The organism is Massilia sp. Se16.2.3, assembly GCF_014171595.1.
GTDB lineage: Bacteria > Pseudomonadota > Gammaproteobacteria > Burkholderiales > Burkholderiaceae_D > Telluria.
This window is the reverse complement of the sequence record NZ_CP050451.1, coordinates 4,859,175-4,884,325: the sequence shown is the minus strand read 5'-3', so window position 1 is coordinate 4,884,325 and position 25,151 is coordinate 4,859,175. Positions and strand designations below refer to the sequence as shown.

Sequence of the window (25,151 nt, the reverse complement as noted above, 5' to 3'; positions counted from 1 at the left end):
TGCACGAAGCGGGGTGGAGCCGACCACCCTACGCGTCAGCGCCGGTAGTCGGCGCTGACCACTCCCGGCACATCCACCCGCAGCGACAGCACCTTGCCCGTCAACGGATACTGCGCGACCTCGGCGGCCGAGCGACCATGGCTGGCGCTGGTGATGTACAGCGTGCGCAGGTCGGCGCCGCCGAAGGCAACGGCGGTCGGGCAGCGCACCGGCAGCGGGATCTCGCGCAGCAGTTCGCCTTCGGGCGAGAGCTTCAGCAGCCGGCCGCCCTCGAACATCGCCACCCAATAGTTTCCTTCGCTGTCGACCGTGGCGCCGTCCGGGCGACCACCATAGTCGGCGGCAGTCTTGTCGGTCGAAAAGCTCAGCAGGGTGCGGCCGTTCGCCGGCGTGCCGCTGGCGGCATCGAAATCGTAGCGGTCGATGCGGTGGCTGGTGGTGTCGGCATGGAACATGGCGCGTCCGTCAAGGCTCCAGGCCAGGCCGTTCGAATTGGTCATGTTGCCCGACCAGGCCAGGTGCAACGCGTCGCGTTCGAGCACGTACATTTCCGCCATCGGCTTGTCGCGCGGCTCGTACATGGTGCCGACCCAGAAACGGCCCTGCGGATCGACGCGGCCGTCGTTGAAGCGGACAATCTTCGTGTCGTACGGCGCCGGGCAGATGTCGGTCATCGCTCCGCTGGTTGTATTGAGGCGCACGAAACCCAGGCGCGTCGCCACGACCAGGTTGTTGTCGTCGTCCGCCGCGATGGCCGATGGTTCCGAGGCCATCGTCCAGCTCGAGAATTTGCCGCTGGCCGGGTGCACGCGGTTGACCGTCAGGCCGTTGATGTCGACCCAGTACAGGGCCGATTCCACATCGTGCCAGAGAGGGCATTCGCCGACCTGCATCGGCTCGTGATGGACGACCTCGAATTTCAGGGATTTCATGTCGGCGCCCATCATTACACCGCCGCCTTGGCACGGGCGATCAGGCCATTGGTGGAGCTGTCGTGCGCGTCAAGCCGCGCCTCTCCCTTCAGTTCCGCCTCGACCTGCTTGGCCAGCACCTTGCCCAGTTCCACGCCCCACTGGTCGAAACTGTTCAGGTCCCAGATGACACCCTGCACAAAGGTCTTGTGTTCGTACAGCGCGATCAGGGCACCCAGCGTGGCGGGCGTCAGGTATTCCATCAGGATGGTGTTGCTCGGACGGTTCCCGGGGAAGGTCTTATGGGGCGCCAGGCGCTCGATCTCGGCAAGGGACAGGCCTTGCTGTTGCAGGTCTTCGCGCACCTCGTCGATCGTCTTGCCCTTCATGAAGGCTTCCGACTGGGCGAAGCAGTTCGCCAGCAGCGCCGTATGGTGGTTCTGCAGTTCGTGCGCGGGGCGCAGCGCGGCGATGAAGTCGATCGGCGTCACGTCGGTGCCCTGGTGCAGCAGCTGGAAGTAAGCATGCTGGCCGTTGGTGCCGGGCTCGCCCCAGATGGCGGGGCAGGTCGGCGTGTCCACCGGTTCGCCATCGCGCGTGACGCGCTTGCCGTTGCTCTCCATGTCGAGCTGCTGCAGGTAGGCCGGGAAACGGTTCAGGTCCTGGTGGTAGGGGGCGATCGTGACCGAGCTGGCGCCGAGGAACTGGCGGTTCCAGAAGCCGACCAGGGCCAGCAGCATCGGCATGTTCTGCTCGACAGGTGCCGTGCGGAAGTGCTGGTCCATGGCGTGGGCGCCGGCCAGGAAATCGCTGAAGTAGCCGAAGCCGACCGCCAGCGCGACCGGCAGGCCGATCGCTGACCACACCGAATAACGCCCGCCCACCCAGTCCCAGAACGGGAACATGTTGGCCGGGTCGATGCCGAAGGTTTTAATTGCTTCCACATTGGTCGAGACCGCGACGAAGTGTTTCGCCAAGGCCTCTTCCGGCGCATCGTGCAGGAACCACACGCGCGCGGTTTGGGCGTTCATCATGGTCTCGGCCGTGGTGAAGGTTTTCGAGGCAATGATGAAGAGCGTGGTTTCCGGGTTCACCTGTTCCAGCGCGGCGTCCATGTCGTGGCCGTCGACGTTCGACACAAAATGCATCTTCAGGCGCGGGTGGCTGTACTGGCGCAGCGCCAGGCAAACCATTTTCGGACCAAGGTCGGAGCCGCCGATGCCGATGTTGACGATGTCGGTGATCGGTTTGCCGGTATGGCCCAGCCATTCGCCGCTGCGCACCGCGTCCGTAAACGTCTTGATGCGGGCCAGTACGGCATGCACGTCGCCACTCACATCCTGGCCGTCCACGGTCAATTGCTGGTCGCGCGGGGCGCGCAGGGCGGTGTGCAGGACGGCGCGGTTTTCGGTGTTGTTGATCTTTTCGCCCGCGAACATCGCGTCGCGCCGGGCCTCCACGCCGCGCTCGCGCGCCAGCGCTGCCAGCAGTTCAAGCGTGCGCCCGTCAAGGCGGTTTTTTGAATAGTCTAGGAACAGGCCGGCGGCCTCGATCGACATGCGCTCGAAGCGCTGCGGATCAGCCGCGAACAGGCTGCGCATCTGCCAGTCTTCCGCCTCTACGGCATGGGTTTCGAGGGCCTGGAAACTGGTCGTACTGGTCAGTGGGATGGCGGTCATGTTGAGCATGCGATGTTGTTTTAGACAGATTATCGAATGATACAGGAATCGTCCGTAAATTCACTACGTAATGCCTGAGCGAGAATTCGTGGCGTGTAATCCGAATGCAAACGTTCTATCGTAAAAGTGTTCGATTGATCACGTCGTCAGCCCGCGTGGGCACGAGTGCCCACCCTACGTTACGCGGGCGCCAACGACACTATTTTGTACCTCGGCAGGCGGCACACCGTAGGGTGGACACTCGTGTCCACGCCGTATAGCACGGCTGCAAGTCGAAAAGCGAGACCTCGCCACAACCCCATTCCCATTTTGTAGTAAAATTTCAGAATACAATTTCGAAGGAACGATTATGGCGCTCCATCCCGTAGTTGAACAGGTAACGAAGCGGATCATCCAGCGCAGCCGGCCCTCGCGCGCTGCCTATCTTGCGCACCTCGAGGCGGCGCGGGTCCAGGGCGTGCAGCGCGGGTCGCTGTCGTGCACCAACCTCGCCCACGGTTTCGCTGCTTTCCCCCAGAACGACAAGCTGAAACTGCGCGAGCAAAAAAAACCGTCGGTCGCGATCGTTTCGTCCTACAACGACATGCTCTCGGCCCACCAGCCCTTCGAATATTTCCCGAAAGTGATCAAGGACGCCGTGCGCGACGTCGGCGCCGTGGCCCAGTTCGCGGGCGGCGTGCCGGCCATGTGCGACGGCGTGACGCAAGGCCAGCCGGGCATGGAACTGTCGCTGTTCTCGCGCGACACCATTGCCATGGCTACCGCCGTGGCGATGTCGCACAACATGTTCGATGCAGCGCTCTACCTCGGCATCTGCGACAAGATCGTCCCGGGCCTATTGATCGGCGCGCTGCACTTCGGCCATATACCGGGCATTTTCGTTCCGGGCGGCCCGATGACCTCGGGTCTGTCGAACAAGGAAAAGGCGGCCATCCGCCAGCGCTATGCCAAGGGTGAAGCCACCCGCGAGGAATTGCTCGAAGGCGAGTCGGCCTCCTACCACGGCGCCGGCACCTGCACCTTCTACGGCACCGCCAATAGCAACCAGATGCTGATGGAGATGATGGGCCTGCACATGCCGGGCGCCGCCTTCATCACGCCGGGCACGCCGCTGCGCGACGCACTGACACGCGCGGCCAGCGAGCAGGCGGTGGCGATCTCCCAGCAGGGCGGTAACTACATGCCGATCGGCCACATCGTCGACGAGAAAAGCATCGTCAATGCCATCGTCGCCCTGCACGCGACCGGCGGCTCGACCAACCACACGCTGCACCTGGTGGCGATCGCCCGCGCGGCCGGCATCGTGATCGACTGGAACGACTTCGACGAGCTGTCGAAGGTCGTCCCTTCGCTCACCCGCATCTACCCGAACGGCGAAGCCGATGTGAACTATTTCCAGGCCGCCGGCGGTCCGGGCTTCGTCATCCGAGAGCTGCTCGATGCGGGCCTGGCGCACGAAGACGTCAACACCATCCTGGGACACGGCCTGCGCGCCCACTGCAAGGAACCGTTCCTGAATGATGCCGGCAATGTCGTCTGGCGCGACGTGCCGGCCCAATCCGGCGATGAGTCGGTGCTGCGCAAGGCCTCGAACCCCTTCGCCAGCAACGGCGGCATGGTGCTGGTGCAGGGCAACCTGGGCCGCGCGGTGATGAAGATCTCGGCCGTCAAGCCGGACTACCACGTGATCGAGGCACCGGCCATCACCTTCGATTCGCAGGAAGATTTCATGCTGCGCTACAAGGCGGGCGAACTGAACCGCGACTTCGTGGCCGTGATCCGCTTCCAGGGCCCGCGTGCCAACGGCATGCCGGAACTGCATGCATTGACGCCCGCGCTGTCGAACCTGCAGGATGCCGGCTTCAAGGTGGCGATGGTCACCGACGGCCGCATGTCGGGCGCGTCCGGCAAGGTGCCGGCGGCGATCCACGTCTCGCCGGAAATCCTGGCCGGCGGCCCGCTCGGCCTGGTGCGCGATGGCGACATGATCCGCGTCGACGCGGTCGAGGGCACGCTCGACGCCCTGGTTCCGGCCCAGGAATGGGCAGGGCGCAGCATGGCCACCGCCGACATCTCGAAGAGCCACATCGGCATGGGCCGCGAGCTGTTCGCCATGTTCCGCAACCACTCCAGCCCGGCGGAGGAGGGCGCCGCGACCTTCCCGCTGCCATCGCCGATTCCCACTACCGTGCCGCTGCATGAAGGCATGCATGCCGAAGAAGGCCAGCCCGGTTCCGACGAAGACTTTCTTTTCAAGGCACAGAAATAAGATGACTACGACCATGACCGTACTTGACATCATGCGCTCGGCGAGCGTGATCCCCGTGATCGCGATCGACGATCCCGACCACGCCGTGCCGCTCGCAAAAGCCCTGGTGGCCGGCGGCATCCGCGTGCTGGAAGTGACGCTGCGCACCGCGCACGGGCTGCAGGCGATCCGCGACATGGCGCAGGTGGAAGGCGCGATTGTCGGCGTCGGCACCCTGACGCAAGGCGACGAATTCGCCGCCGCACGCGATGCCGGCGCGGTCTTCGGCGTCTCGCCCGGCCTGACCCCGGCGCTGATCGAGGCGGCGAAAAGAGCGGCCTGCCGCTGCTGCCGGGCGTGATGACGCCGTCGGAAGTGATGGCGGCGCGCGAAGCGGGCTTTAAACAGCTGAAGCTGTTCCCGGCGGTGCCGGCGGGCGGCGTCGGCATGCTCAACGCGATCGGCGGTCCGCTGCCGGACGTGACCTTCTGCCCGACTGGCGGCATCTCGATCGATACCGCGCCGAGCTTCCTCGCCTGTAAAAACGTGGCCTGCGTGGGTGGTTCCTGGCTGACGCCGAAAGATGCGATGCTGGCGGGCGACTGGGGCCGCATCACCGAGCTGGCGCGGGCCGCGGCGGCGCTGCGCAAGCAGGCCTGAGGTCATCCGTTTCACCGGGCATGCTTTGCTGCGCAAGGTATTGCCCGGGTACTGAAGCGGCGCCTGCCCGCAGGCGCCGCCAATGAACACTGCGCTGCGATGGCATGACGCGAGCCCATCAGCATGGTACCCTCGGCGCATGCTATTTCGCCTGTTAAACATGCTGTTGCTCGGGTGCGCCTTGCTCGCCTCGAGCTCTCCCTCCGCGGCAGCGCAGCCTGGCGCGCCCGCGTTCGACCTGAAGGTGGAGCACGTCGACGGCAGCGAGGGCGCCAAGGTCTACCAGATCGCCTCGAGCGGCACGGTGGTGGCCAGCCGGGCCGCGGTCTGGCGCGTCCTCACCGACTACGACCATCTGGCCGAATTCCTGCCCAACCTGAAAAGCGCGCGTGTCGTCTCGCGTAGCGGCGACAAGGTCGTCGTCGAACAGCTGGGCACTGCCCGTTTTCTCTTTTTCAGCCAGACCATCCGCCTGCGCGTGCAGGTACAGGAATCGTCGCCCGACCGCATCGATATCAGCCTGATTGACGGCGACATGAAGGTCTTCCGCGCCAGCTGGGAGCTCAAACCGGTGCCCGGCGCGGGCGGCACTCGCGTCGTTTACAACGCGACCATCGCGCCGAAGTTCGATGTGCCGGGGATCGTGGGCACGGGCGTGGTCAGGAAGGATATCGGCAGGATGATGGGGGCCGTGTTGCAGCGGGCGGAGCGGCAGGAGTAACAGCTCCGGGCGCAACTTCAGCAGAGGCAGATAGAGGCATTGGAAATGCGACTACATACCGAGCAGACGGAAGTTCCGGTAAGCAAAGACTCCGCAAGCGAAGGGCTCATCCCGTCGGCGTGGCGGCCGGTCCTGAAGAACGTCGTCGATGCGTTCGCTCTTCAAGACTACGCTCTTGCGGATCGGGTGAGCGGCGTGGCTCCGATATCCGAGGACACCGCTATCCAGATCCGCGAGTACATTGAGGACTACGGCGCGACGCTGCTTCCGCTTCCAGAAGCATCATGGGACACCTCCGTTTGCATCTGGATGAACGGTCACTGGGATGCGCTTGTCGATCTCTGGACGGAAGAGGAGGGCCGTAGCGACCTCGTATTGCAGGTTCAGGTATCGGAAGCAGACAATGGATATGCCGTGACCGTTCATATGGTGTACGTGCCATAACGTTCCCGGTGGCGACGTGCGCCTGAGAGGCTACTTCGACCTGTATTCCCGACCTGCATCAATTAAGATTGGCTAGCCTCTCAATCGTGTACAAGCAAGCAATGAAGAATGTCCTCCGTGCCCGCAGTCCGCATGTGCATCGCTGGCGCCCCCTCAGCGCAGGCGAAATCGCCATGGCCTCGCTGCTGTTCCGCGATGCCGTCGATTACGGCCGCGTGCGCATCCACGGCCGGCGCTACATGCCTTTCCAGCCGAAGAACTGCTGCATGACTCCGAACGGCAGCATGTACTTCCATCAGTCCTGCTTCCTCGACGACTACTCTCAAGCGAACATCACCGGCCAGCACTGGTTCATGCACGAAATGGTGCATGTCTGGCAGCACCAGCTGGGCTACCCGGTGCGCCTGCGCGGCGCCATCCGCATCAAGCTGCCGTACCACTACGACCTGCACGAGGATGCGAGCCTGGCGGACTACAACATGGAAGCGCAGGGCGACCTGCTGGCCGATTACTTCGTGCTGAAATTCTTGAAGCGACCCGATGCGATGCGCCAGCGCCGTTACGGCGGCGCGCTGGCGCTGTACGAACGGGTGCTGGCTGGCTTCCTGGCCGATCCGGGCAGCCGCGACCATCTCCACCGCGGCCTGGCCGGGCGCATTGCCCGTCTGGGGTAGGGCGTCTGCCACGCCACAGGACAGCAGCGCCTGTCTACCCTGATTGCATTGAGTCGGCTCAATACTGCTGTGCAACCAGGCCTTAGGCTAGGCGCTCCTTCCTGTTTTCCGACACGGTCATGAAGCGTCTACTGACACGACTCCTCGTCATATGCCCCGTCTTCCAGCTTGTGCTCCCGGTGCAGGCCGCAGGCCGTGTCGGCGAGGCGGAGGTACGCGCGGGAGCGAATGGCAACGCATGCTTCACGATTGCGATGGACGAGGAGCGCCGCGGCGGCGGCCCGGAGTTCCAGTCGGTGAAGGTCAGTGCGCCCGGCGGAACGGTGATGTGGAAGATGGCGATGCCGCGCGAGCGGACTTTCCCGCTCAATGCAAGCATGTGCATCCCCTACGGAGGGCGGGTGCCGGCCTTGCCGCAGACGGCGGCGGCTCCCCTGGCAGAAGGCGTCGTCTACCAGGTACAGATCGACACGCGCCAGACAGGCAATCGCCCCACGCATTACCTCGCCCGTTTCTGCCTGGTGCGCGAAGGGCGGGGCGTCGCTCGCGTGCACCGCATCGGCGCGAGCGGGCAGTCCGAACGCGCCGTTCCCACTTGCCCTGCGCCGGGCGCCTGAGCCGTCTTTTCCGTCCCGCCCGGATCGGCGCCGCGCTGCAATCGAAAGGGTGCCGGATGCCTCCTTGTCGAAGGTCCGCAAAAGACGGGGAAGGGCAGGGCCGATCCGTTAAAATGTCTGCATTTCCACATTTCCCATTGCGGACATCATGACTCAGGACGAACTCAAGCAAGCCGTGGCGCGCGCGGCCATCGATTACGTGGTCGACGGCGAAATCATCGGCGTCGGCACCGGCTCGACGGCGAACTTCTTCATCGACGAACTGGCGAAGATCAAGGACCGCATCAAGGGCACCGTCGCTTCGTCCGAAGCCACCGCGGCGCGCCTGCGCGGCCACGGCATTCCCGTGTTCGACCTGAACGATGTCGAGTCGATCGCCGTCTATATCGATGGCGCCGACGAGATCACCGCAGCGGGCGCGATGATCAAGGGCGGCGGCGCGGCGCTCACGCGCGAGAAGATCGTCGCCTCGGTGTCGAAGCGGTTTGTCTGCATTGCCGACGGCTCGAAGCTGGTGAACACGCTGGGCAAGTTCCCGCTGCCGGTCGAAGTCATCCCGATGGCACGCGCGGCCGTCATGCGCAAGCTCGCGCAACTCGGCGGCCAGCCGCGCCTGCGCACGAAGGCGGGCGGCAATGATCCCTTCATTACCGACAACGGCGGCGAGATCATCGACGTGGCCGGCATGGAGATTGCCGACCCGGTGGGTGTGGAAACGCAGATCAACGGCATCGTCGGCGTGATCGCCGTCGGCCTTTTCGCCCAGCAGGGCGCCAACGTCTGCCTGCTCGGTACCGCCGACGGCGTCAAGACCCTGACCTTCTGATTCGGAGCGACCATGAAACGTGTGCTGGTACTGGTGATGATTGCTGCCCCGGGCGGCTGTTCGATGTTCAAAAAAAGCCGAAGGCGCCGCCCGCGCCGCCCGCTGTGGCGGCCAAGCCGGCGCCCGGGCTCGTCGATGCCAACGGCACGCCGATCGAGCGCATCCCTTACCGCATCGGCGTGTCCTCGACGACCGTGGAACAGATGGCGCGCCAGAATGCCTGCACGGGGCAGGGCGCCGGCCTGGTGACGGTGCCGGGCCCCGTCGAGATCTACCGCTTGCAGTGCGCCGACGGCAGGGTGTTCATGGCTCGCTGCGAACTGCGCCAGTGCAAGAAGATGTAATGCTGCCGGCGGCTTGAAGAGACGGCGCCGGCATATCTGCCGCGCCAGTTCCTAGTCGGTCACCCTGCCGCGCAGCGCCTTGATCTGGCCGCTGCGCGTTTTTTCGTCCAGCCGGCGCCGCTGCGAGCCGCGCGTCGGTTTCGTCGGACGGCGTACGACCGGCACCACGGCCGCCTGGTCGACCAGCGCCTGCAAGCGGCCCAGCGCGTCTTCCTTGTTCTGTTCCAGGCTGCGCGAACTCTGCGCCTTGAGCACCACGACGCCCTCGCGGGTGACGCGGGCATCGCGTAACTCCAGCAAGCGCTCCTTGATATGCGGCGGCAGCGACGAGGCATGCACGTCGAAGCGCGCGTGCACGGCGCAGGACACCTTGTTGACGTTCTGCCCGCCCGGTCCCTGCGCGCGAATGGCAATGAATTCGACTTCAGCCGGGTTAATAGGGACCGTCACGTCGGGTTCCCGGTTTGCTGTGATTGTTCAGTCCTCAAAATCGTTCCCTGATGTGTGCGACATGCGTGTCGATTGCGTGCTGGCCGCGAGTGTAACCGGATCGCGCGCACCTGGAAGCTGGAAGCGGATTCCTATCGTCGCACTCGTAACAAATGTAACGTGTGGCATCTTTTTTTCGAAAGCGGTAATCTTATTCATAACAAATTGATAAGGAGTTCCACCATGAACAAGACCACCCTCTCCGCACTGATGCTGGCTGTCGCGGTCCTGGCTACCGGCTGCAAAAAAGCCGATAACGATCCATCGACCGGTCCTGCCCAGGAAGCCGGCAAGGCCGTCGACCAGGCTGGCGCCGCTGTCGCCAGCGACGTGAAGGAAGGCGCTGCCGTCGTCGGTGCAACCACCGAGCGCGCTGCCGAGAACGTTGGCCAGGCCGCTGACCATGCCGGCGATAAAATCGAGAACGCCGCCGAGCGCACGGGCGAGAACCTGAAGCAAGCCGGCGCCGAAGTGAAGCAGGAAACCCGCGAAGCCGGCCAGGACGTCAAGGAAGGCGCCGCCAACGTCACCGAAAAGGCCGGCAAGGGCCTCGAGAAGGCTGGCGAAAAGATGCAGGACGCTTCCAAGTAAAGTTTTCGGAGGTCCCTCCGTTGCGGCACCGATTCTGTCGGTGCCGTGTCTCCGGCAGCCGCCTTTCTGTGGGGCAGACACGCGGCTGTGCGGAGCCTTTCGCCTTTCTCTCCTCCAGGTCAGCTAGCCGCTCCGGCTATTGCTCGGCGATGTGAATCTTGCTCTTGATGTGCTTCAGGCTCGCGACGATCGTGAAGGTCATGATCACCAGCAGCGACCACGAACTCCATTTGCTCAGGTGTACCAGCGACCACGCGCCCAGCTGGTTCGGATACCGCCACACGCCCCAGAAGGTGCCGATGTTTTCGGCCAGCCAGATGAAGAACCCGATCAGCACGAAGCCCAGCATCAGCGGCATTTGCCGGTCGCGGTCGAGCGGGCGGTAGATCACGACGGTGCGCGAATACAGGCCCAGTGCGCAGGCGGCCAGGTACCAGCGGTAATCGCCGATATAGTGATGGGTGAAGAAATTCGCGTAGATGAGCATGGCGATGGTCGCTGCCATCCAGTAGGGCGGATGATGGCGGATGCGCAGGTCGAACAGGCGCCAGGCCTGGACGATATAGCTGCCGACCGACGCATACATGAAGCCGGAAAACAGCGGCACGCCCAGCAATTTCGTGTAGGCAAAATCCGGATAACTCCACGACTGGATGTTGCCCGAGACCTTGAAGGCCTCCAGCGCGAAGCCGACCACGTGGAACAGGCACACGGCCTTCAGTTCGTCCCAGGTTTCCAGCTTCGAGAACACCATCCAGAACTGGATTGCCACAGCCACGAGCAGGAGCACGTCGTAGCGGGGGATGCCGAGGATGCCGGCGCGCGGCATCAGGAGGACGGCTGCCATGAACAGGAAGACGAACAGGCAGGAACGCGCGTTCTTGATGCCGAAATACCAGAACTCGAGCAGGCCGCGGCGCAGCCCGGCCAGCTGGCGCGGACGGTTGTCGAGCAGCAGGTTGTCGATCGCGGCAATCATGTTCATGTCGGTGCGCCGAAGCGGGAAGGGGCGGACTCGTCATTCTACGATGGGCTGGGCGGCGCCGGTATAGTCCTGTCGGCGCGACAATACACATTCAGTCATTCTGGAGTGCCCCAGTGAACACGGACCTCGTCTGCACGATCGGCCACTCGAACCGGCCGATCGAAGAATTCATTGCCTTGCTCAAGGAGAACGGCGTCGCCTGCCTGCTCGACATCCGCACGGTGCCCAAGTCGCGCCACAACCCGCAGTTCGGCCAGGACCAGCTGCCCGTCTCGCTGGCGGCGGCCGGCATCGAATACCGCCAGGTGCCGGGCCTTGGCGGCCTGCGCCGTGCGCGCAAGGATTCGCCCAACAGCGGCTGGCGCAATACCTCGTTTCGCGGCTACGCCGACTACATGCAGACGGCGGAATTCGTGGAAAACGTCGAGATGGTGATCGCGCTGGCCGCCACCACGCGCTGCGCGCTGATGTGCGCCGAGTCGGTTCCCTGGCGCTGCCACCGCTCGCTGGTGGCGGATGCGCTGCTGGTGCGCGGCATTCCGGTCGAGCACATCATCAACCCGGGCAAGCGGCGGCCGGCGAAGTTGACGCCGTTTGCAAGCGTGGAGGGGACGCGGATCCTGTATCCACCGGAGGAATCAGGAGAGGCTCCGGAAGCGACGAAAGCTGAAGGCTGCTGTGAGTAGGGTGGGCTCTCGAGCCCACGCCGTCGAGCCCATCCATGTCGAAACGCATCCATCAGGTTGCAGTGCATGAACAGCGGACATTTACTGACTGTGCGGTACGCGACAGTACGACAGCGTGGGCTCGAGAGCCCACCCTACGAACCACAAAAACAAAGGCGGGCCTGAAGCCCGCCTCGAGGTCCCGATGAGGACGTAGTACTTACGCCGTCGGCGGCACGTAACCCACAGCCTGATCCGCGCCTTCGCCGAAGAAATGCTTTTCCATCTGCGTCGCCAGGTACTTGCGCGCGCGGTCGTCGGCCAGGTTCAGGCGATTCTCGTTGATCAGCATGGTCTGGTGTTTCAGCCAGGCCTGCCAGGCTTCCTTCGACACCGACAGATACAGCTTCTTGCCCATTTCGCCGGGGACGGGCGGGAAGTCCAGGCCTTCGGCTTCCTTTTGTAACTTGATGCAGTTGACCATACGGGCCATGATGCGCTCCAGATTCGGTGAGAAAACAGCGATTATAAAGTCTTGATGAAAATCTGTGACTTGCGCTGCCAGTTATACATGTGCTGGCGGTCCTTCGGCAGGTCGTCCACGCTGGCCGGCTGGAAGCCGCGCTTCTTGAACCAGTGCGCGGTGCGGGTCGTCAGCACGAACAGTTTGGTCAGGCCCGAAGCGCGCGCGCGGTTCTCGATGTGCTTCAGGATGCGCTCGCCATCGCCCTGGGCCTGCACGTCCGGGTTGACCGTCAGGCAGGCCATCTCGCCCATCTTCGCTTCGGGGAACGGATACAGCGCCGCGCAGCCGAAAATCACGCCGTCGTGCTCGATGACGGAGAACTGGTCGATTTCGCGCTCGATCAGTTCGCGGCCGCGATACACCAGCGTGCCGTCCGCTTCCAGTGGTTCGATCAGCTTGATAATTCCGCCGACGTCCTCAATTGTGGCCTGGCGCAGGCTTTCCAGGTTTTCGTGGCTGATCATGGTGCCCACGCCATCGTGGGTGAACAGCTCGAGCAGGGCCGAGCCATCCATCTCGAAAGGAACGATGTGGGCGCGGTCGACGCCGCTGTTGCAGGCCTTGATCGCATGGCGCAGGTAGAAGGCCGCGTCCGGCGGCAGGAAGTTCGCCTGCAGCACGGCCTCGGCCTGGTGCGAGGACAGTTCGCGGATCTCGGTGCCGGCGGCATCCGACATCATCGGCGTTTCGGTGATGAAGATCAGCTTGTCGGCATGCAGGGCGATCGCCGCCGAGGCCGCAACATCTTCCATCGTCAGGTTGAACACTTCGCCGGTCGGCGAGAAGCCCAGCGGCGAGAGCAGCACCAGGTTGTCCTCGGTCTGCAGGATCGGGGCGATCTTGTCGGCGGCGATCTTGCGGGTCATGCCGGTCAGTTCGAAGTCGACGCCGTCGATCACGCCCAGCGGACGGGCGACGACGAAGTTGCCGGAGACGATGCTGATCTGGGCGTTCGACATCGGCGTGTTCGGCAGGCCCTGGCTGAAAGCGGCCTCGATATCGAGACGCAGTTCGCCCGCAGCTTCCTTCGCGCATTCCATTGCGGCGGTGTCGGTGATGCGTACGCCGTTGTGGAAGCGGCCCTCGACGCTGCGCAGCGCCAGCTGTTCGGCCACCTGCGGACGCGAACCGTGTACCAGCACGACGCGAATGCCGAGTGCGACCAGCAGGGACAGGTCTTGCGCCAGCACCGGCAGGGCGCCGGCAGCGACCAGTTCGCCGGGAAATGCAACAACAAACGTCTTGCCGCCAAAGGCATGAATATACGGCGCGACAGAACGCAGCCACTGGACGAATTGGGTAGGGTTTTCCATTTGCCGCATTATAATTCGCTGCGCGACTTGCGCACCAAATACCTCGTAAAAACAATGTCTGAACAGAGTAACAAGCCTTCGCCGGACACGGCGCGCGCAGCAGTTCCCCAGCCTGAATCGAACCCGGCGCGCGAACGGGCGAATGCCGAGTTGCGCGCACCGCTGACGCAGACGGGCGAAGTCCTGCAGACGAAGCCCGAGCGCAGGCATCCGGGCGAAGAGCGCACGCCAGGGCGCACTGCCGGCGAAGCGCGCGGCGGACAGCCGCGGCCCGTGCGCGCGGAAGGCGAGGGGCGTGCACCACGGCCGCAGGGCGAGCGCACCCAGCGTGCGCCGCGTCCGCAAACCGGACCGCGTGCGCGGGCGAAGCACGGCCGCAGACGAACCGCGCCCGCGCGGTGAAGCACGGCCGCAAGACGAGAACCGTCCGCAAGGCGCGCGTGCTCAGGGCGAACGCATGCCACGCGAACGCGCGCCGGCTGCCGAGAAAGCACCGCGCGCACCGCGCGTACGTACGCCGCTCCTCCGATCACCTATCCCGAAGACCTGCCCGTCTCGGGACGCCGCGCCGAAATCGCCAAGGCCCTGATGGAGAACCAGGTCGTCATCGTCTCCGGCGAGACCGGCTCGGGCAAGACCACCCAGCTACCGAAGATTTGCCTGGAACTGGGCCGCGGCGAGCACGCCATGATCGGCCACACCCAGCCGCGCCGTATCGCCGCGTCCTCGACCGCGAAACGCATCGCCCAGGAACTCGGCTCGCCGCTGGGCGAACACGTCGGCTTCAAGGTGCGCTTCAACGACACGCTGCAGCCGGGCGCCTCGGTCAAGCTGATGACCGACGGTATCCTGCTGGCCGAAACCCAGACCGATCCGCTGCTGCGTGCCTACGACACCATCATCATCGACGAGGCGCACGAACGCAGCCTGAACATCGACTTCCTGCTCGGCTACCTGAAGCAGCTGCTGCCGCGCCGCCCGGACCTGAAGGTGATCATCACTTCGGCGACGATCGACGCCGAGCGCTTCGCGCGCCACTTCCAGCAGGGCGAGAAGAAGGTACCGGTGATCGAGGTGTCGGGCCGCCTGTACAAGGTAGAGGTGCGTTATCGCCCGGTGGACCGGGATCCGGTCGCCGCAGGTGGTGGAAGCGGCGGCGTCGACAACAAGCCTGCTCCCAAGGCCCAGCAGGCCCGCGAGAAGCGCGACCTGATCGATGCCGTGGTCGACGGCGTGGATGAACTGTGCCGCATCGGTTCGGGCGACGTGCTCGTGTTCCTGCCGGGCGAGCGCGAGATCCGCGACTGCGCCGAGGCCTTGCGCAAGCACCATCCGCCCCATGTGGAAATCCTGCCGCTGTTCGCGCGCCTGTCGGTGGAAGAGCAGGATCGCGTCTTCCGCACCACGAACGCGCGCCGCATCGTGCTGGCGACGAACGTGGCCGAGACCTCGCTGACCGTGCCCGGCATCCGCTACGTGGTCGATACGGGTCTCGCGCGCATGAAGCGCTACAGCTTCCGCAACAAGGTCGAGCAGCTGCAGGTGGAGCCGGTCGCGCAGTCGGCCGCGAACCAGCGCGCCGGCCGCTGCGGCCGCGTGGCCGACGGCGTCTGCATCCGCCTGTACGAGGAAGACGATTTCAACCAGCGGCCGAAATTCACCGACCCCGAGATCCTGCGCTCCTCGCTGGCCGCCGTCATCCTGCGCATGAAGTCCTTGCACCTGACGGACGTCGAGACCTTCCCCTTCATCGAACCGCCGCAAGGCCGGGCGATCGCCGACGGCTATCAATTGCTGCAGGAAGTGGGCGCGGTCGACGAGACGAACGAACTCACGCCCCTGGGCCGCAAACTGGCCAAGCTGCCGCTGGACCCGCGCGTGGGCCGCATGATCCTGGCGGCGGTCGACAACGACTGCTTGAGCGAAATGCTGGTGATTGCCTCGGCGCTGTCGGTGCAGGACCCGCGCGACCGGCCGATGGAATACCAGCAGCAGGCCGACGAGAAGCATAAGAAATTCGCCGACGAGAAGTCCGAGTTCCTCAGCTACCTGAAGATCTGGGCCTGGTTCGAAGACGCGATCGAGCACAAGAAATCGAACCGCCTGCTGCAGGAAAACTGCCGCGCCAATTTCCTGTCGCAGGTGCGCCTGCGCGAGTGGCGCGACGTGCATTCGCAGCTGCTCACCATCGTGCGCGAGCAGGGCTGGCGCCTGAACGCGGCCGCCGCCACCTACGACCAGCTGCACATGGCGCTGCTCACCGGCCTGCTCGGTAATATCGGCTTCAAGGGCGAGGACGAGCCGGGCGCGGGCTATCTTGGCGCGCGCGGCATCAAGTTCCACGTCTGGCCGGGTTCCTCGCTGACGAAAAAGCCGGGCAAGTGGATCATGGCCGCCGAACTGGTCGAGACCACGCGCCTGTACGCGCGCTGCGTGGCGCAGATCCAGCCCGAGTGGGTCGAGAAGATCGGCGCGCACCTGCTGAAGAAATCCTGGGGCGAACCGCGCTGGGAGAAGCGTCCGGCGCAGGTGAGCGCACTGGAACGCGCGACCCTGTACGGCATCGTCGTCTACAGCGGCCGCCGCATCAACCACGCGTTGCACAATCCGTACGAGGCGCGTCAGATCTTCATCCGCGATGCGCTGGTAGCGGGCGACTACGAAACCCGCTCGGCGTTCTACGCGCACAACCACAAGCTGGTCAAAGAGATCGAGAACCTCGAGCATAAATCGCGCCGCCAGGACGTGCTGGTCGACGACGAGCTGATCGCCGCCTTCTACGACGCCGAGATTCCGCAGGACGTGGTCAACGGCGCCGGGTTCGAGAAGTGGTACAAGGACGCGTCGCGCGACAACCCGAAGCTGCTGTTCCTGAACCGCGAAGAGTTGATGCGCCACGAAGCGGCTGGTGTCACGACGGAACTCTTCCCGAAGACGATGAACGTCACCGGCATCGAGATGGGACTCTCGTACCACTTCGAGCCGGGCAGCCTGCGCGATGGCGTGACCTTGTCGGTGCCACTGTTCGCACTGAACCAGATTCCGCTCGAGCGCGCGGCCTGGCTGGTGCCGGGCATGCTGAAGGAGAAAGTGCACCTGCTGCTCAAATCCCTGCCGCAGAAGCTGCGCCGCCACTGCGTGCCGCTGCCGGACTACGCGGCCCGTTTCGTCGAACGCATCCATGCGGCGCGTGCCTTCGGCCGTGGCGACCTGATCGACGTGCTGATCCTGGATATCCGCGCCGAGACCGGCGTGAACGTCCTGACCGGCGACTTCAAGATCGAGACCCTGCCGGCGCACCTGTTCATGAACTTCAAGGTGATCGACGAGCACGGACGCCAGCTCGACATGGGCCGCAACCTGGCGACCCTGCAGGCGGAACTGGGCGGGCAGGCGCGCCAGAGCTTCCAGAAGATGGCCGCACCTCTGACAGCATCGGCACCGGCCGTGGTGGCGAAGTCGCCGTCACCGCTGGCGCCGACGCCGGCAGCCGCGCCTGGTCCGGCGAAGGGCGGGGCGCCTGCTGCAAAAGCCAAGGGCGGCAACGCACCGGCCACGAACGCGCCGGCAGCCGCCGCCGGCCAGCATACGGGACTCACCAGCTGGACCTTCGGCGTGCTGCCCGAGCTGCTCGAGATCACCCAGGGCAAGCTGACGCTGATCGGCTTCCCGGCCCTGGTCGACAAGGGCAGCCACTGCGACCTGGAAGTGTTCGACGACCCGAACGTGGCCGCGCGCACCCACCGCGTCGGCCTGCGCCGCCTGTTCGCGCTGCAGCTGAAGGACCAGTTGAAATTCGCCGAGAAGAACATCCCCGGCCTGCAGGGGATGGGCATGCAGTTCATGACGGTCGGCTCGCAGGAAGAGCTGCGCGACCAGATCGTGCAGAAGGCGATCGACATCGCCTGCCTGCAGGACCCGCTGCCCACAAGCGCGGAGTCCTTCAACAAGCGCAAGGATGAAGGCAAGGGCCGCATTGGCCTCCTGATCAACGAGATCGCGCGCCTGGTCGGTTCCATCCTGGCCGAGTTCCATGGCATGCCGAAACGCCTGAACGGCTTGCCGCCGGCGGTCGCTGCCGACATGCAGGCGCAGCTGCAGGGCCTGGTGCACAAGCGTTTTATCGCCGACAACGAGTACAGCCAGCTGGCGCACTTCCCGCGCTACCTGAAAGCGATGAACGTGCGCCTGGAAAAGCTGCGCGGCAACCCTTCGCGCGACGCCCAGCTGATGGCGGAGTGGCAGAGCGCCGCCAGCCAGTGGCAGCGCATCTCCAGACAGCCGGGAAAAAGCAATGATCCGCGCATGACGGAATACCGCTGGATGCTGGAGGAATTGCGCGTGTCCCTGTTCGCGCAGGAGCTGCGCACGCCGATGCCGGTGTCGGCAAAGCGCTTGCAGAAGGTGTGGGAGTCGATGATCAGGTAAGGTGGCGCCGTGCCGGCCAGTGGCCTGCGTGGCGCCACCCCGGGGTCAGCCGATATTGCTACCCCGAATCTTGCTGATGTCCTTGTCGTCGCCGAGGTTGCCTGGGCGCGGGTCGATGCTGCCGCCGCCTCCGGTGCCGAGTGCCGAGTCGTCGCTCACGCCCGTGCCCGACACGCCGCCGCCGGCCCCGCCAACCGAGCCGCCCCCGGCGCTACCCATGCCGCCACCGGCGCCATAGCTGCTGCCCGAGCTCGAGCCGGCGTGCCCGGCTCCCATGCTGCCGCCCATGCCCGCGCCCATGCCGGACGCCATGCCCGAGCCGGCCCTGCCCATGCCGCCCATCATGGAACCGGGGCCCATGGTCGGCGCCCCGCTGCGCTGGGGATCGGTGCCGTAGAAGGTGTGGATCTGGCTGGCCCAGCCGACGTCGCTCATGTCGGGCCAGGCGTCCTTGTTGAAGCCGGGTGCGGTTTTCAGCCTCTCCTTGTCCATGTTCAGCACGAAGCGCTTGTGCACGGTGTCCAGGTGCAGGGCCTGCCATGGCACGGCAAAGAGCTTTTCGCCCAGGCCGAGGAAGCCGCCGAAAGCGAGCACGGCATAAGCGACCTGGCCGCTGTTCATGTCGAGCATGATTTCCTTGATGTCGCCGAGCCTTTCGTCGGCGCCATTGACGACGTGGTCGCCGATCAGGGTGTCGGCGCCCATCAGCGCCGGCCCCGGACCTGCGCTGCTGCTGCCTTTGTACATCCCGTATTTGTCACGATCTGCATAGCTCATCTCGTTTCTCCCTGGTGTGTGTTGGAACTCCCCGAAACGGCTGATCCCACTCAAAAGAGTAGGACGCAGCAGCGTGATATCCATGATATGGATCAAACCCGGTGCGCCGCGCGCGCTTGTCACGTGCCCGTCATGCGCGCCTGTCACGCTATGCGAACTGGCGCACAGAGCGAACTCATCAGTATGGCTATCCTGACAAACATTGTTTCGGAGCACACAACCATGACCATTACCTCCCGCTGCAATCATCCCGGCCCACTCGTGAAATTGATCCCGACCCGCTCCATCTCGTCGCTGTTCGCGCGCCTGCTGCGCAAGCGCTGATCCGCTGGCGCCTTTGCGCAGCTGAACCGCCGGGTTGCTGAACTGCCGCCGCTGCCCGCTGCCGGCACGCCCTGCCGTCCCGCGCGGGCTCGGCCGATCGGTTAGACTTGCGGCCTGAGCAACTTGCAGGCAGCAGCAGTGAACCGAAAAATCCTCATCGCGGCGGTATCGAGCGCCGCCGTGCTCGCCGCAGGCGCGGCCTTCTATTTCACGGCCAGCAAGAATGCCACGCCTGGCCGGGCCATCCCGGTGCAGGCCGAGCTGCCCACGAAACCGGACTGGGCGGCACGCGTCACCCCACTGGTTTGCGACGGTGTCGGTGGCGTCGTCGACGGCGCCGCCACTGCCAGCCGTTTCAGCGATCCCTTCGGCGCCGTCGCCGATCCTCAAGGCAACGTATTCGTGGCCGACGGGGCGACAGCAACCGCATCCGCCGCATTGCGCCCGACGGCACGGTGAGCACCTTCGCCGGCGCGCAGGCCGGCTTTGCCGACGGCATCGGCGCCGCCGCCGCTTTCGATACCCCTTCCGCCCTGGCGCTGGACCGCCGCGGCAACCTCTACGTCGCCGACACCGGCAACCACGCCATCCGCAAGATCGCGCCTGACGGCAGCGTCACCACGCTCGCGGGCGGCGGCGAAGCCGGCTTCGCGGACGGCATCGGCCGCGCCGCGCGCTTCAACGGCCCGGTCGGCGTGGCGGTGGATCGCGATGGCGTCGTCTACGTGGCCGATACCTATAACGACCGCATCCGCCGCATCGCGCCCGACGGTACCGTCACCACGCTGGCCGGCGGCAGTACGCCAGGCAAGGCCGATGGCACGGGCGGCGCCGCGCTCTTCGATACGCCGAGCGCGATCGCCGTCGACAAGGAGGGCATCCTGTACGTGGCCGATACCGGCAACGATGCCGTGCGCCGCATCGACAAGCTCGGCGCGGTGACGACCTTCGCCGCGGCGCTGGAGGATGAGCCGCGCCCGATGCTGCGCCGTCCCGTCGCGCTGGCGCTGACCTTCGACGGTTACCTGTATGTCGCGAGCGGGGCAGGGGGACGCATCGTCCAGGTCGCGCCGGGCGGGCAGTATCGCGCCCTGCCGGATGTCGACCGCCCGCCGGAATCGAGCTATGCCAGCGACGGCACGGTGCGCCTGTACGCGCCGCGCGGGATCGCCGTGCGCCGCGACGGCTCGCTGGCGGTCAGCGACGGCCAGGCGCTGCGCGTGTTCACGCTGGCCGCGCCGAAGGCGGGCACCGCGATGCCGCCAGCGCAGGCCTTGCCGGCCGCCGCGCTGGTGCGGCGCGAACCGATGCCCTGGGTCGGTCGGCCCGCAGACGGAGGCGCACACGAAGTCGTCGGCGTGATGGGCGAGGTGCGCGGCAGCTACGACGGCGAAAGCCGCGACCACTTCCACGGCGGTCTCGATATCCGCGCCGACGTCGGTTCACGCGTGCTGGCGATCCTGCCCTCGAAGGTGAGCGACCCTTATCCGAACTGGGCCTTCGGCAATCTCGGCGAGGGCATGAGCCTCGGTCCATTCTCCTATATCCACATGCGCGTGGGCCGCGACAGTGCCGGCAAGGCGCTCGATCCGCGCTTCCAGTTGCTGCTCGGTGCGCGTGGCAAGCCCGAACGGGTGCGGGTACGGCGCGGCACCCGCTTCGCCGTCGGCGACGCCCTCGGCACCATCAATCCGATGGCCCACGTGCACATGGATTACTACCCCGGCGGCGCCATGGTCAATCCCTTGACCCTGCCTTTCATCGGCCTGCGCGATACGGTCGCGCCGCGCATCCGGGTATCGCGCTCTACGACGACGCCGGGCGCCGCCTGCGGCCGAAAGGGCGAGCGCCTGCGCGTGGCCCGCACGATAGGAGAGGTGACGATCGTGGCCGACGGCTACGACCAGATGGACGGCAACCTGGCGCGGCGGCGCCTCGGCCTCTACAAGCTGGGCTACCAGGTGCTGCACGCCGACGGCAGCCCGGTGGCCGGCTACGAACAGCCCCTGATCACCCAGGTCTACGACCGCCTGCCGCGCGAGCGCGAAGCCGTGAAGCTGGTCTACGCCGACAGCAGCGGCATCACCGTCTACGGCAGCAAGGCCACGCGCTTCGCCTATGCGGTCAACAACCGGCTGCAGGACGGCCAGGCCGTGCGCGGTTCGTGGCGTGTCGGTGGGCTGGCGCCGGGGACTACATCTTGCGCATCTTTGCGGCGGATTTTGCCGGGCAGGTGGCGCTGGAAGGGCGGGACCTGGCGATCACGGTGGAGTAGGGCGCGGCCCCTGAACCGTCGCAGCTTGCGCAAGGGACGCGTTCGCGCCGCATCAAGACAGCTTGCGCGCGCAGCTCCCACCCTGGCGACGCTCAGTCGTACAGCGTGCCGATCGCCAGCGCCCTGGTTTGCGTGACGACGCTACCGTCGGCGGGCCAGTCGGCGAAGCGGTAGACGGCCACCTTGTACAGGCCCATCGTGTTGTTCTCGAACGGTTGCGCTTCCACCACCGGCAGCAGGCGTTCGGCGCCGGCGGCGTCGCGGTGCAGCACCTGCGGCGTGGCGTCGGCCAGCTTGTAGACGAACTTCACACCGGCGCATTTCTTGCCGAGCAGGCGGAAGCGGTAGCCCGATTCGCGCTGGGCGCTCAGCAGCTGCTCGCAGGCGGCGCGCAGGTCGGCTCCACGGTAGACGCCGTCGTCGCGCTCGCGGATCGAATAGCGTCCGCTGAAGGTGTAGTGGCCCTTCTGGCGGTTCAGGCGCAGCACCGCGTCCTCGTCGTAGGCGGCTTTCAGCATCGGCAGCACGGCGCGGCCCATGTCGTCGACGGGGATATCGATCTTCGTCGTTTCGCCGGCGAGCTCGATGCGCAGGCCAGTCAGGGGCAGGTCGGGCCGCAGCGGGCGGATCTGCATGTGGGCCTGGATCAGCGGCCGGGTGCGGGTGTAGGCCTCGAAAAAGCGGGCGGCCTTGTAGGCGTGGCGGTAGCTGTGCCATTCGGAGTCGCGCGCGGCGTTCACGAATACCCTTACCGGTTCCGGTTCCGGCGCCGCCGGGGACGGCATGGGCGTCAGCGCCAGCATCAGTACCAGCGGCGTGCTGGCATACATCGTCGTTCTCATCGCATCCTGTGGTATGTCGCGGCGGCGCATTCTACGGCGTCTGGCCTGGCACCCCATGTGCCAAAAGTCATGCCCGGGCGGCGCGATGCTTCCTGCATCGGGCAGCCTCGCGTAGAATTGCCCGCCAGACTTATCATAGCAGCAAGCATGCACCCATACTCCCCTGACAGCCGTCCGCCCGCCGTTACCCGCTACGCCGCCGCAGCGCTCGTCGCGAGCGCAATTTGCGCCACCTCGGAGCTGGTGTCGCGCTGGCTGCGCGGGACGGGGGACGACAACCTGCTCAATCCTCTCGGCATTGCGGCAACGCAGGCTGCAGCCATGTTCACGCCCGCGCCTTCGCTACTGCGCGCCGGTTCCGACCGGGCCGAGATGGCGCTGCAGCTATTCCTCGGCGCCGAAGCGCTTCTGATCGGGCTCTTTGTCGTCCTGCTATACCGGGCCAGCTTCCGCAAGGCGGGTGCCGCCACGCTTTTCCTGATTGTGGCCCAGATGGCGATCGGCGTGCTGCTCGATTCGCTCGTCTTCGGCCTGCTGGCGACGGTCCAGCTGGCCGCGCTACTGCCCCTGCGCGTTGGCCTGGCCTGGCTGGCCGCACAGTTCAGCGCCGGCTTCGCGGCCGATGTGCTCCTGCTGCTGCATAACGGAGCCGAGTTCAGCGACGGCACTGCCCGCACCGTGCTGGCGGTGAAAACCTTCGAGCGTTGCATGCTGCTGCTGGCCTTTGGGTTTACCTGGCTGGTACGCAAGGATCGCGCTGCACGCCTGCAGCTGGCGGCCTCGCATGCGCAACTGCAGGCTACCCAATCGCTGCTGGCCGAGACCGTGCGCGCGTCCGAAAGAATGCGTATCGCGCGCGACCTGCACGACTCCGTCGGCCATCACCTCACGGCGCTGAACCTGCACCTGGACCTGGGCCTGCGTCAGGCGGGCGAGGGCGCTTCCGCGTCGCTGCGTACGTCGCGCGAACTGGCCCGCAGCCTGCTGTCCGAGGTGCGCGGCGTGGTCGGCATGGAGCGGCAAGTGCGCCAGATCGATGTCGGCGAAGCGCTGCGCCTGCTGTGCGCGGGCATCCCGGCACCGCGCATCGAACTCCGGGTGGACGCCGGCGTGGAGGCTTGCTCCCCAAGCGTCGCCCACGCGCTGTTCTGCTGCGTGCAGGAGGCGGTGACGAACACGGTGCGGCACGCACAGGCATCCCGGCTTGTCATCGATATCGCATTGCGCGGCGGGGAGGTGCTGGCCACCATTGCCGACGACGGCAAGGGCAGCATCGCGTCCGAAGGCAACGGCTTGACGGGCATGCGCGAGCGGGTGGCCGAACTGGGTGGCAGGCTGCATGTCGAGACGGCGCGCGGACAGGGGTTCCGGCTGGCGATCGCCCTGCCTGAGCAAATGGCGCCCACCCTAGCGTCGATGGCGGCGCCGGCAGGGGAGCCGGCATGATCCGGGTCGTGCTGGTGGACGACCAGACCCTGGTGCGCAGCGGTATCCGCGGCCTGCTCGAACTGACGCCGGACATTCGCGTGGTGGCCGAGGCGGCCGACGGCGCATCCGCCCCGGCCGTGATCGCCGCGAACGCGCCCGATGTGCTGCTGCTCGACGTGCGCATGCCGCAGGTGTCCGGCATCGAGCTGCTGCGCCGCAGCGGCGCCGCACTGCCGCCGACGATCCTCTTGACCACCTTCGACGATGACGAGGCCCTGTTCGACGGCATGCGTGCCGGTGCCCGCGGCTTCCTGTTGAAGGACATTTCGCTGGAACGCCTGGCCGAGGGCATCCGCAGCGTGGCCGCCGGCGCAACCCTGTTCCGGCCCGCGCTGACCGAGCGCACGCGCGGGAATTTCGAGCGCAGCAGCGTTGCCGGCGCGGCCGTGCAGGGATCGCACACGCCGCTGACCGGCCGCGAGACGGAGATCCCGGCGCTGATGGCGGCAGGCCTGAACAATGGCGAAATCGCGGCGGCGCTGGGGCCGAGCGAGGGCACGATCAAGAACCATGTGTCGAGCATTCTCGCCAAGCTCGGCGTGCGCGACCGCGTACGCGCCGTGCTGCGCGGCCTGGAACTGGGGTGCATCTGATGGCGGCGCGTGCCGTCTCGCTGGCGCTGGGTATGTTCCTGGCCGCGCCCGCGACCCACGCCGCCGAGTCGCCGTTCATGATGCCGGAGGGGACCAGCGAGTTCGCGATCGGCGCCGCCTACGGCCGTGGCGAGAAAGACGAAGGCAGCGACGCGCGCGCAAACTTCGTCCATCCCCACTTCGAAGCACGCTGGAGCAACGGCGTTTTCCGGACGGGGGGTGGCTGGGGATGCACTTGTCGGGCACGCAGGACCTGCGCTATGGACCGCTCGTGTCGCTGGCGCGCGAACCGACGCCGCGGCCCGGCCACGGGACCCGCCTGATGCCGGTGGCCGGCGCCTTCGTGCAATACAAGCTGTTGCACAACCTGACGATCGGCGCCCATGGCAGTCGCATGACAGGCAGTCGCGGCACCGCCATGATCGATGCGCAGCTGGTCTCGTACAACGGCTTGGTGCCGCACCATTCGATCGGTCTCGCGGCCGGGCTGCGCCTGGTGGACCGGCGCTACTTGCAGGCCCATTTCGGTACCGGGCCCGATGCGTCGGCCGGCGTCAAGGACGTCTATCTGGGCGGCCGCTGGCACTGGGAACTCGGTCCAAAGTACGAGCTCGTCACCGGGCTCGAATTCAAGCGGCTGATGGGCGACGCCGCGACCAGCCCCCGGACCGCCCGGCGCAACAGCCAGACGTCGTTCGTGATGCTGCTGTACCGTTACTGACGCTACCGGG

Annotated in this window: 24 protein-coding genes and 1 pseudogene; 17 read left to right on the top strand and 8 right to left on the bottom strand. The window is 65.9% G+C overall.

The features are described 5' to 3' along the window. Positions 1–35: 35 nt before the first annotated feature. A complete protein-coding gene (locus G4G31_RS22375) occupies positions 36–932 on the bottom strand; it encodes an SMP-30/gluconolactonase/LRE family protein (protein WP_229425195.1) in 897 nt (298 codons plus the stop codon). 14 nt (positions 933–946) lie between these two features. Further along, complete coding sequence (gene pgi / locus G4G31_RS22370; protein ID WP_182989445.1) at positions 947–2,590, bottom strand: glucose-6-phosphate isomerase; 1,644 nt, start codon at positions 2,588–2,590, stop codon at positions 947–949. A gap of 349 nt (positions 2,591–2,939) precedes the next feature. On the opposite strand from pgi, the gene edd reads away from it, so the two are divergent. The 8 genes and pseudogenes from edd to G4G31_RS22330 all read left to right on the top strand — a co-directional run bounded on the left by edd (position 2,940) and on the right by G4G31_RS22330 (position 9,124). Then, positions 2,940–4,859 carry a phosphogluconate dehydratase gene (gene edd, locus G4G31_RS22365; RefSeq protein ID WP_182989444.1) on the top strand — a complete coding sequence of 640 codons (1,920 nt, stop codon included), beginning with the start codon at positions 2,940–2,942 and terminating at the stop codon, positions 4,857–4,859. A 13-nt stretch (positions 4,860–4,872) separates the two neighbouring features. Continuing rightward, positions 4,873–5,498: pseudogene (gene eda / locus G4G31_RS22360) on the top strand (bifunctional 4-hydroxy-2-oxoglutarate aldolase/2-dehydro-3-deoxy-phosphogluconate aldolase). A 160-nt stretch (positions 5,499–5,658) separates the two neighbouring features. Next, on the top strand, positions 5,659–6,219 hold the full coding sequence (locus G4G31_RS22355) for an SRPBCC family protein (RefSeq protein ID WP_229425194.1): 561 nt from the start codon (positions 5,659–5,661) through the stop codon (positions 6,217–6,219). A gap of 45 nt (positions 6,220–6,264) precedes the next feature. After that, on the top strand, positions 6,265–6,663 hold the full coding sequence (locus G4G31_RS22350) for a hypothetical protein (RefSeq protein ID WP_202033673.1): 399 nt from the start codon (positions 6,265–6,267) through the stop codon (positions 6,661–6,663). A 101-nt stretch (positions 6,664–6,764) separates the two neighbouring features. Further along, positions 6,765–7,337 carry a Rhs element Vgr protein gene (locus G4G31_RS22345; RefSeq protein ID WP_202033671.1) on the top strand — a complete coding sequence of 191 codons (573 nt, stop codon included), beginning with the start codon at positions 6,765–6,767 and terminating at the stop codon, positions 7,335–7,337. Between the two features lie 119 nt (positions 7,338–7,456). Beyond that, positions 7,457–7,954, top strand: a complete 498-nt coding sequence (locus G4G31_RS22340) for a hypothetical protein (protein ID WP_182989442.1) — start codon at positions 7,457–7,459, stop codon at positions 7,952–7,954. Between the two features lie 148 nt (positions 7,955–8,102). Further along, complete coding sequence (gene rpiA, locus G4G31_RS22335; protein WP_182989441.1) at positions 8,103–8,780, top strand: ribose-5-phosphate isomerase RpiA; 678 nt, start codon at positions 8,103–8,105, stop codon at positions 8,778–8,780. 104 nt (positions 8,781–8,884) lie between these two features. Then, complete coding sequence (locus tag G4G31_RS22330; protein WP_182989440.1) at positions 8,885–9,124, top strand: hypothetical protein; 240 nt, start codon at positions 8,885–8,887, stop codon at positions 9,122–9,124. Between the two features lie 51 nt (positions 9,125–9,175). Here the strand turns inward: G4G31_RS22330 and arfB are convergent, their stop codons facing one another. Continuing rightward, complete coding sequence (gene arfB / locus G4G31_RS22325; protein ID WP_182989439.1) at positions 9,176–9,574, bottom strand: alternative ribosome rescue aminoacyl-tRNA hydrolase ArfB; 399 nt, start codon at positions 9,572–9,574, stop codon at positions 9,176–9,178. A gap of 222 nt (positions 9,575–9,796) precedes the next feature. Between arfB and G4G31_RS22320 the strand changes: the two genes are divergently transcribed. Then, positions 9,797–10,204 (top strand): hypothetical protein, encoded by a 408-nt coding sequence (locus tag G4G31_RS22320; protein ID WP_229425193.1) that lies wholly within the window; start codon positions 9,797–9,799, stop codon positions 10,202–10,204. 136 nt (positions 10,205–10,340) lie between these two features. Here G4G31_RS22320 and G4G31_RS22315 read toward each other — a convergent pair whose 3' ends face one another. After that, on the bottom strand, positions 10,341–11,183 hold the full coding sequence (locus G4G31_RS22315) for a DUF817 domain-containing protein (RefSeq protein WP_182991881.1): 843 nt from the start codon (positions 11,181–11,183) through the stop codon (positions 10,341–10,343). Between the two features lie 119 nt (positions 11,184–11,302). On the opposite strand from G4G31_RS22315, the gene G4G31_RS22310 reads away from it, so the two are divergent. Beyond that, on the top strand, positions 11,303–11,875 hold the full coding sequence (locus G4G31_RS22310; protein ID WP_182989438.1) for a DUF488 family protein: 573 nt from the start codon (positions 11,303–11,305) through the stop codon (positions 11,873–11,875). Between the two features lie 199 nt (positions 11,876–12,074). Here G4G31_RS22310 and G4G31_RS22305 read toward each other — a convergent pair whose 3' ends face one another. Both G4G31_RS22305 and argA read right to left on the bottom strand, forming a co-directional pair. Continuing rightward, positions 12,075–12,347, bottom strand: coding sequence for an oxidative damage protection protein (locus G4G31_RS22305; RefSeq protein WP_182989437.1), 273 nt, complete (start codon positions 12,345–12,347; stop codon positions 12,075–12,077). A gap of 32 nt (positions 12,348–12,379) precedes the next feature. Next, positions 12,380–13,693: an amino-acid N-acetyltransferase gene (gene argA, locus G4G31_RS22300; protein WP_182989436.1), complete on the bottom strand. Its 1,314-nt coding sequence runs from the start codon at positions 13,691–13,693 to the stop codon at positions 12,380–12,382. 54 nt (positions 13,694–13,747) lie between these two features. Here argA and G4G31_RS22295 point away from each other — a divergent pair, with 54 nt between their 5' ends. Then, on the top strand, positions 13,748–14,095 hold the full coding sequence (locus tag G4G31_RS22295) for a hypothetical protein (protein WP_182989435.1): 348 nt from the start codon (positions 13,748–13,750) through the stop codon (positions 14,093–14,095). Between the two features lie 126 nt (positions 14,096–14,221). Then, positions 14,222–18,121: an ATP-dependent RNA helicase HrpA gene (hrpA, locus tag G4G31_RS22290; protein WP_182991880.1), complete on the top strand. Its 3,900-nt coding sequence runs from the start codon at positions 14,222–14,224 to the stop codon at positions 18,119–18,121. Between the two features lie 45 nt (positions 18,122–18,166). On the opposite strand, the gene G4G31_RS27785 is transcribed toward hrpA, so the two are convergent. Next, positions 18,167–18,898, bottom strand: a complete 732-nt coding sequence (locus G4G31_RS27785) for a PRC-barrel domain-containing protein (RefSeq protein ID WP_182989434.1) — start codon at positions 18,896–18,898, stop codon at positions 18,167–18,169. Between the two features lie 462 nt (positions 18,899–19,360). On the opposite strand from G4G31_RS27785, the gene G4G31_RS27140 reads away from it, so the two are divergent. Together G4G31_RS27140 and G4G31_RS22280 are read left to right on the top strand one after the other, a co-directional pair. Continuing rightward, a complete protein-coding gene (locus tag G4G31_RS27140; protein WP_229425192.1) occupies positions 19,361–19,681 on the top strand; it encodes a hypothetical protein in 321 nt (106 codons plus the stop codon). Continuing rightward, on the top strand, positions 19,678–21,633 hold the full coding sequence (locus G4G31_RS22280) for a gluconolaconase (RefSeq protein WP_229425191.1): 1,956 nt from the start codon (positions 19,678–19,680) through the stop codon (positions 21,631–21,633). The genes G4G31_RS27140 and G4G31_RS22280 overlap by 4 nt, the downstream gene beginning before the upstream one ends. Here G4G31_RS22280 and G4G31_RS22275 read toward each other — a convergent pair. Further along, positions 21,590–22,339, bottom strand: coding sequence for a hypothetical protein (locus G4G31_RS22275; RefSeq protein WP_182989433.1), 750 nt, complete (start codon positions 22,337–22,339; stop codon positions 21,590–21,592). The two genes, G4G31_RS22280 and G4G31_RS22275, sit on opposite strands and share 44 nt — an antisense overlap. 147 nt (positions 22,340–22,486) lie before the next feature. Here G4G31_RS22275 and G4G31_RS22270 point away from each other — a divergent pair, with 147 nt between their 5' ends. Genes G4G31_RS22270 through G4G31_RS22260 form a run of 3 tightly spaced genes read left to right on the top strand, consistent with a single transcriptional unit; the run spans position 22,487 to position 25,141 of the window. After that, on the top strand, positions 22,487–23,785 hold the full coding sequence (locus G4G31_RS22270) for a sensor histidine kinase (protein WP_182989432.1): 1,299 nt from the start codon (positions 22,487–22,489) through the stop codon (positions 23,783–23,785). Then, positions 23,782–24,420 carry a response regulator transcription factor gene (locus tag G4G31_RS22265; RefSeq protein WP_182989431.1) on the top strand — a complete coding sequence of 213 codons (639 nt, stop codon included), beginning with the start codon at positions 23,782–23,784 and terminating at the stop codon, positions 24,418–24,420. The genes G4G31_RS22270 and G4G31_RS22265 overlap by 4 nt, the downstream gene beginning before the upstream one ends. Continuing rightward, complete coding sequence (locus tag G4G31_RS22260) at positions 24,338–25,141, top strand: MipA/OmpV family protein (protein WP_182989430.1); 804 nt, start codon at positions 24,338–24,340, stop codon at positions 25,139–25,141. The genes G4G31_RS22265 and G4G31_RS22260 overlap by 83 nt, the downstream gene beginning before the upstream one ends. Positions 25,142–25,151 lie beyond the last annotated feature (10 nt).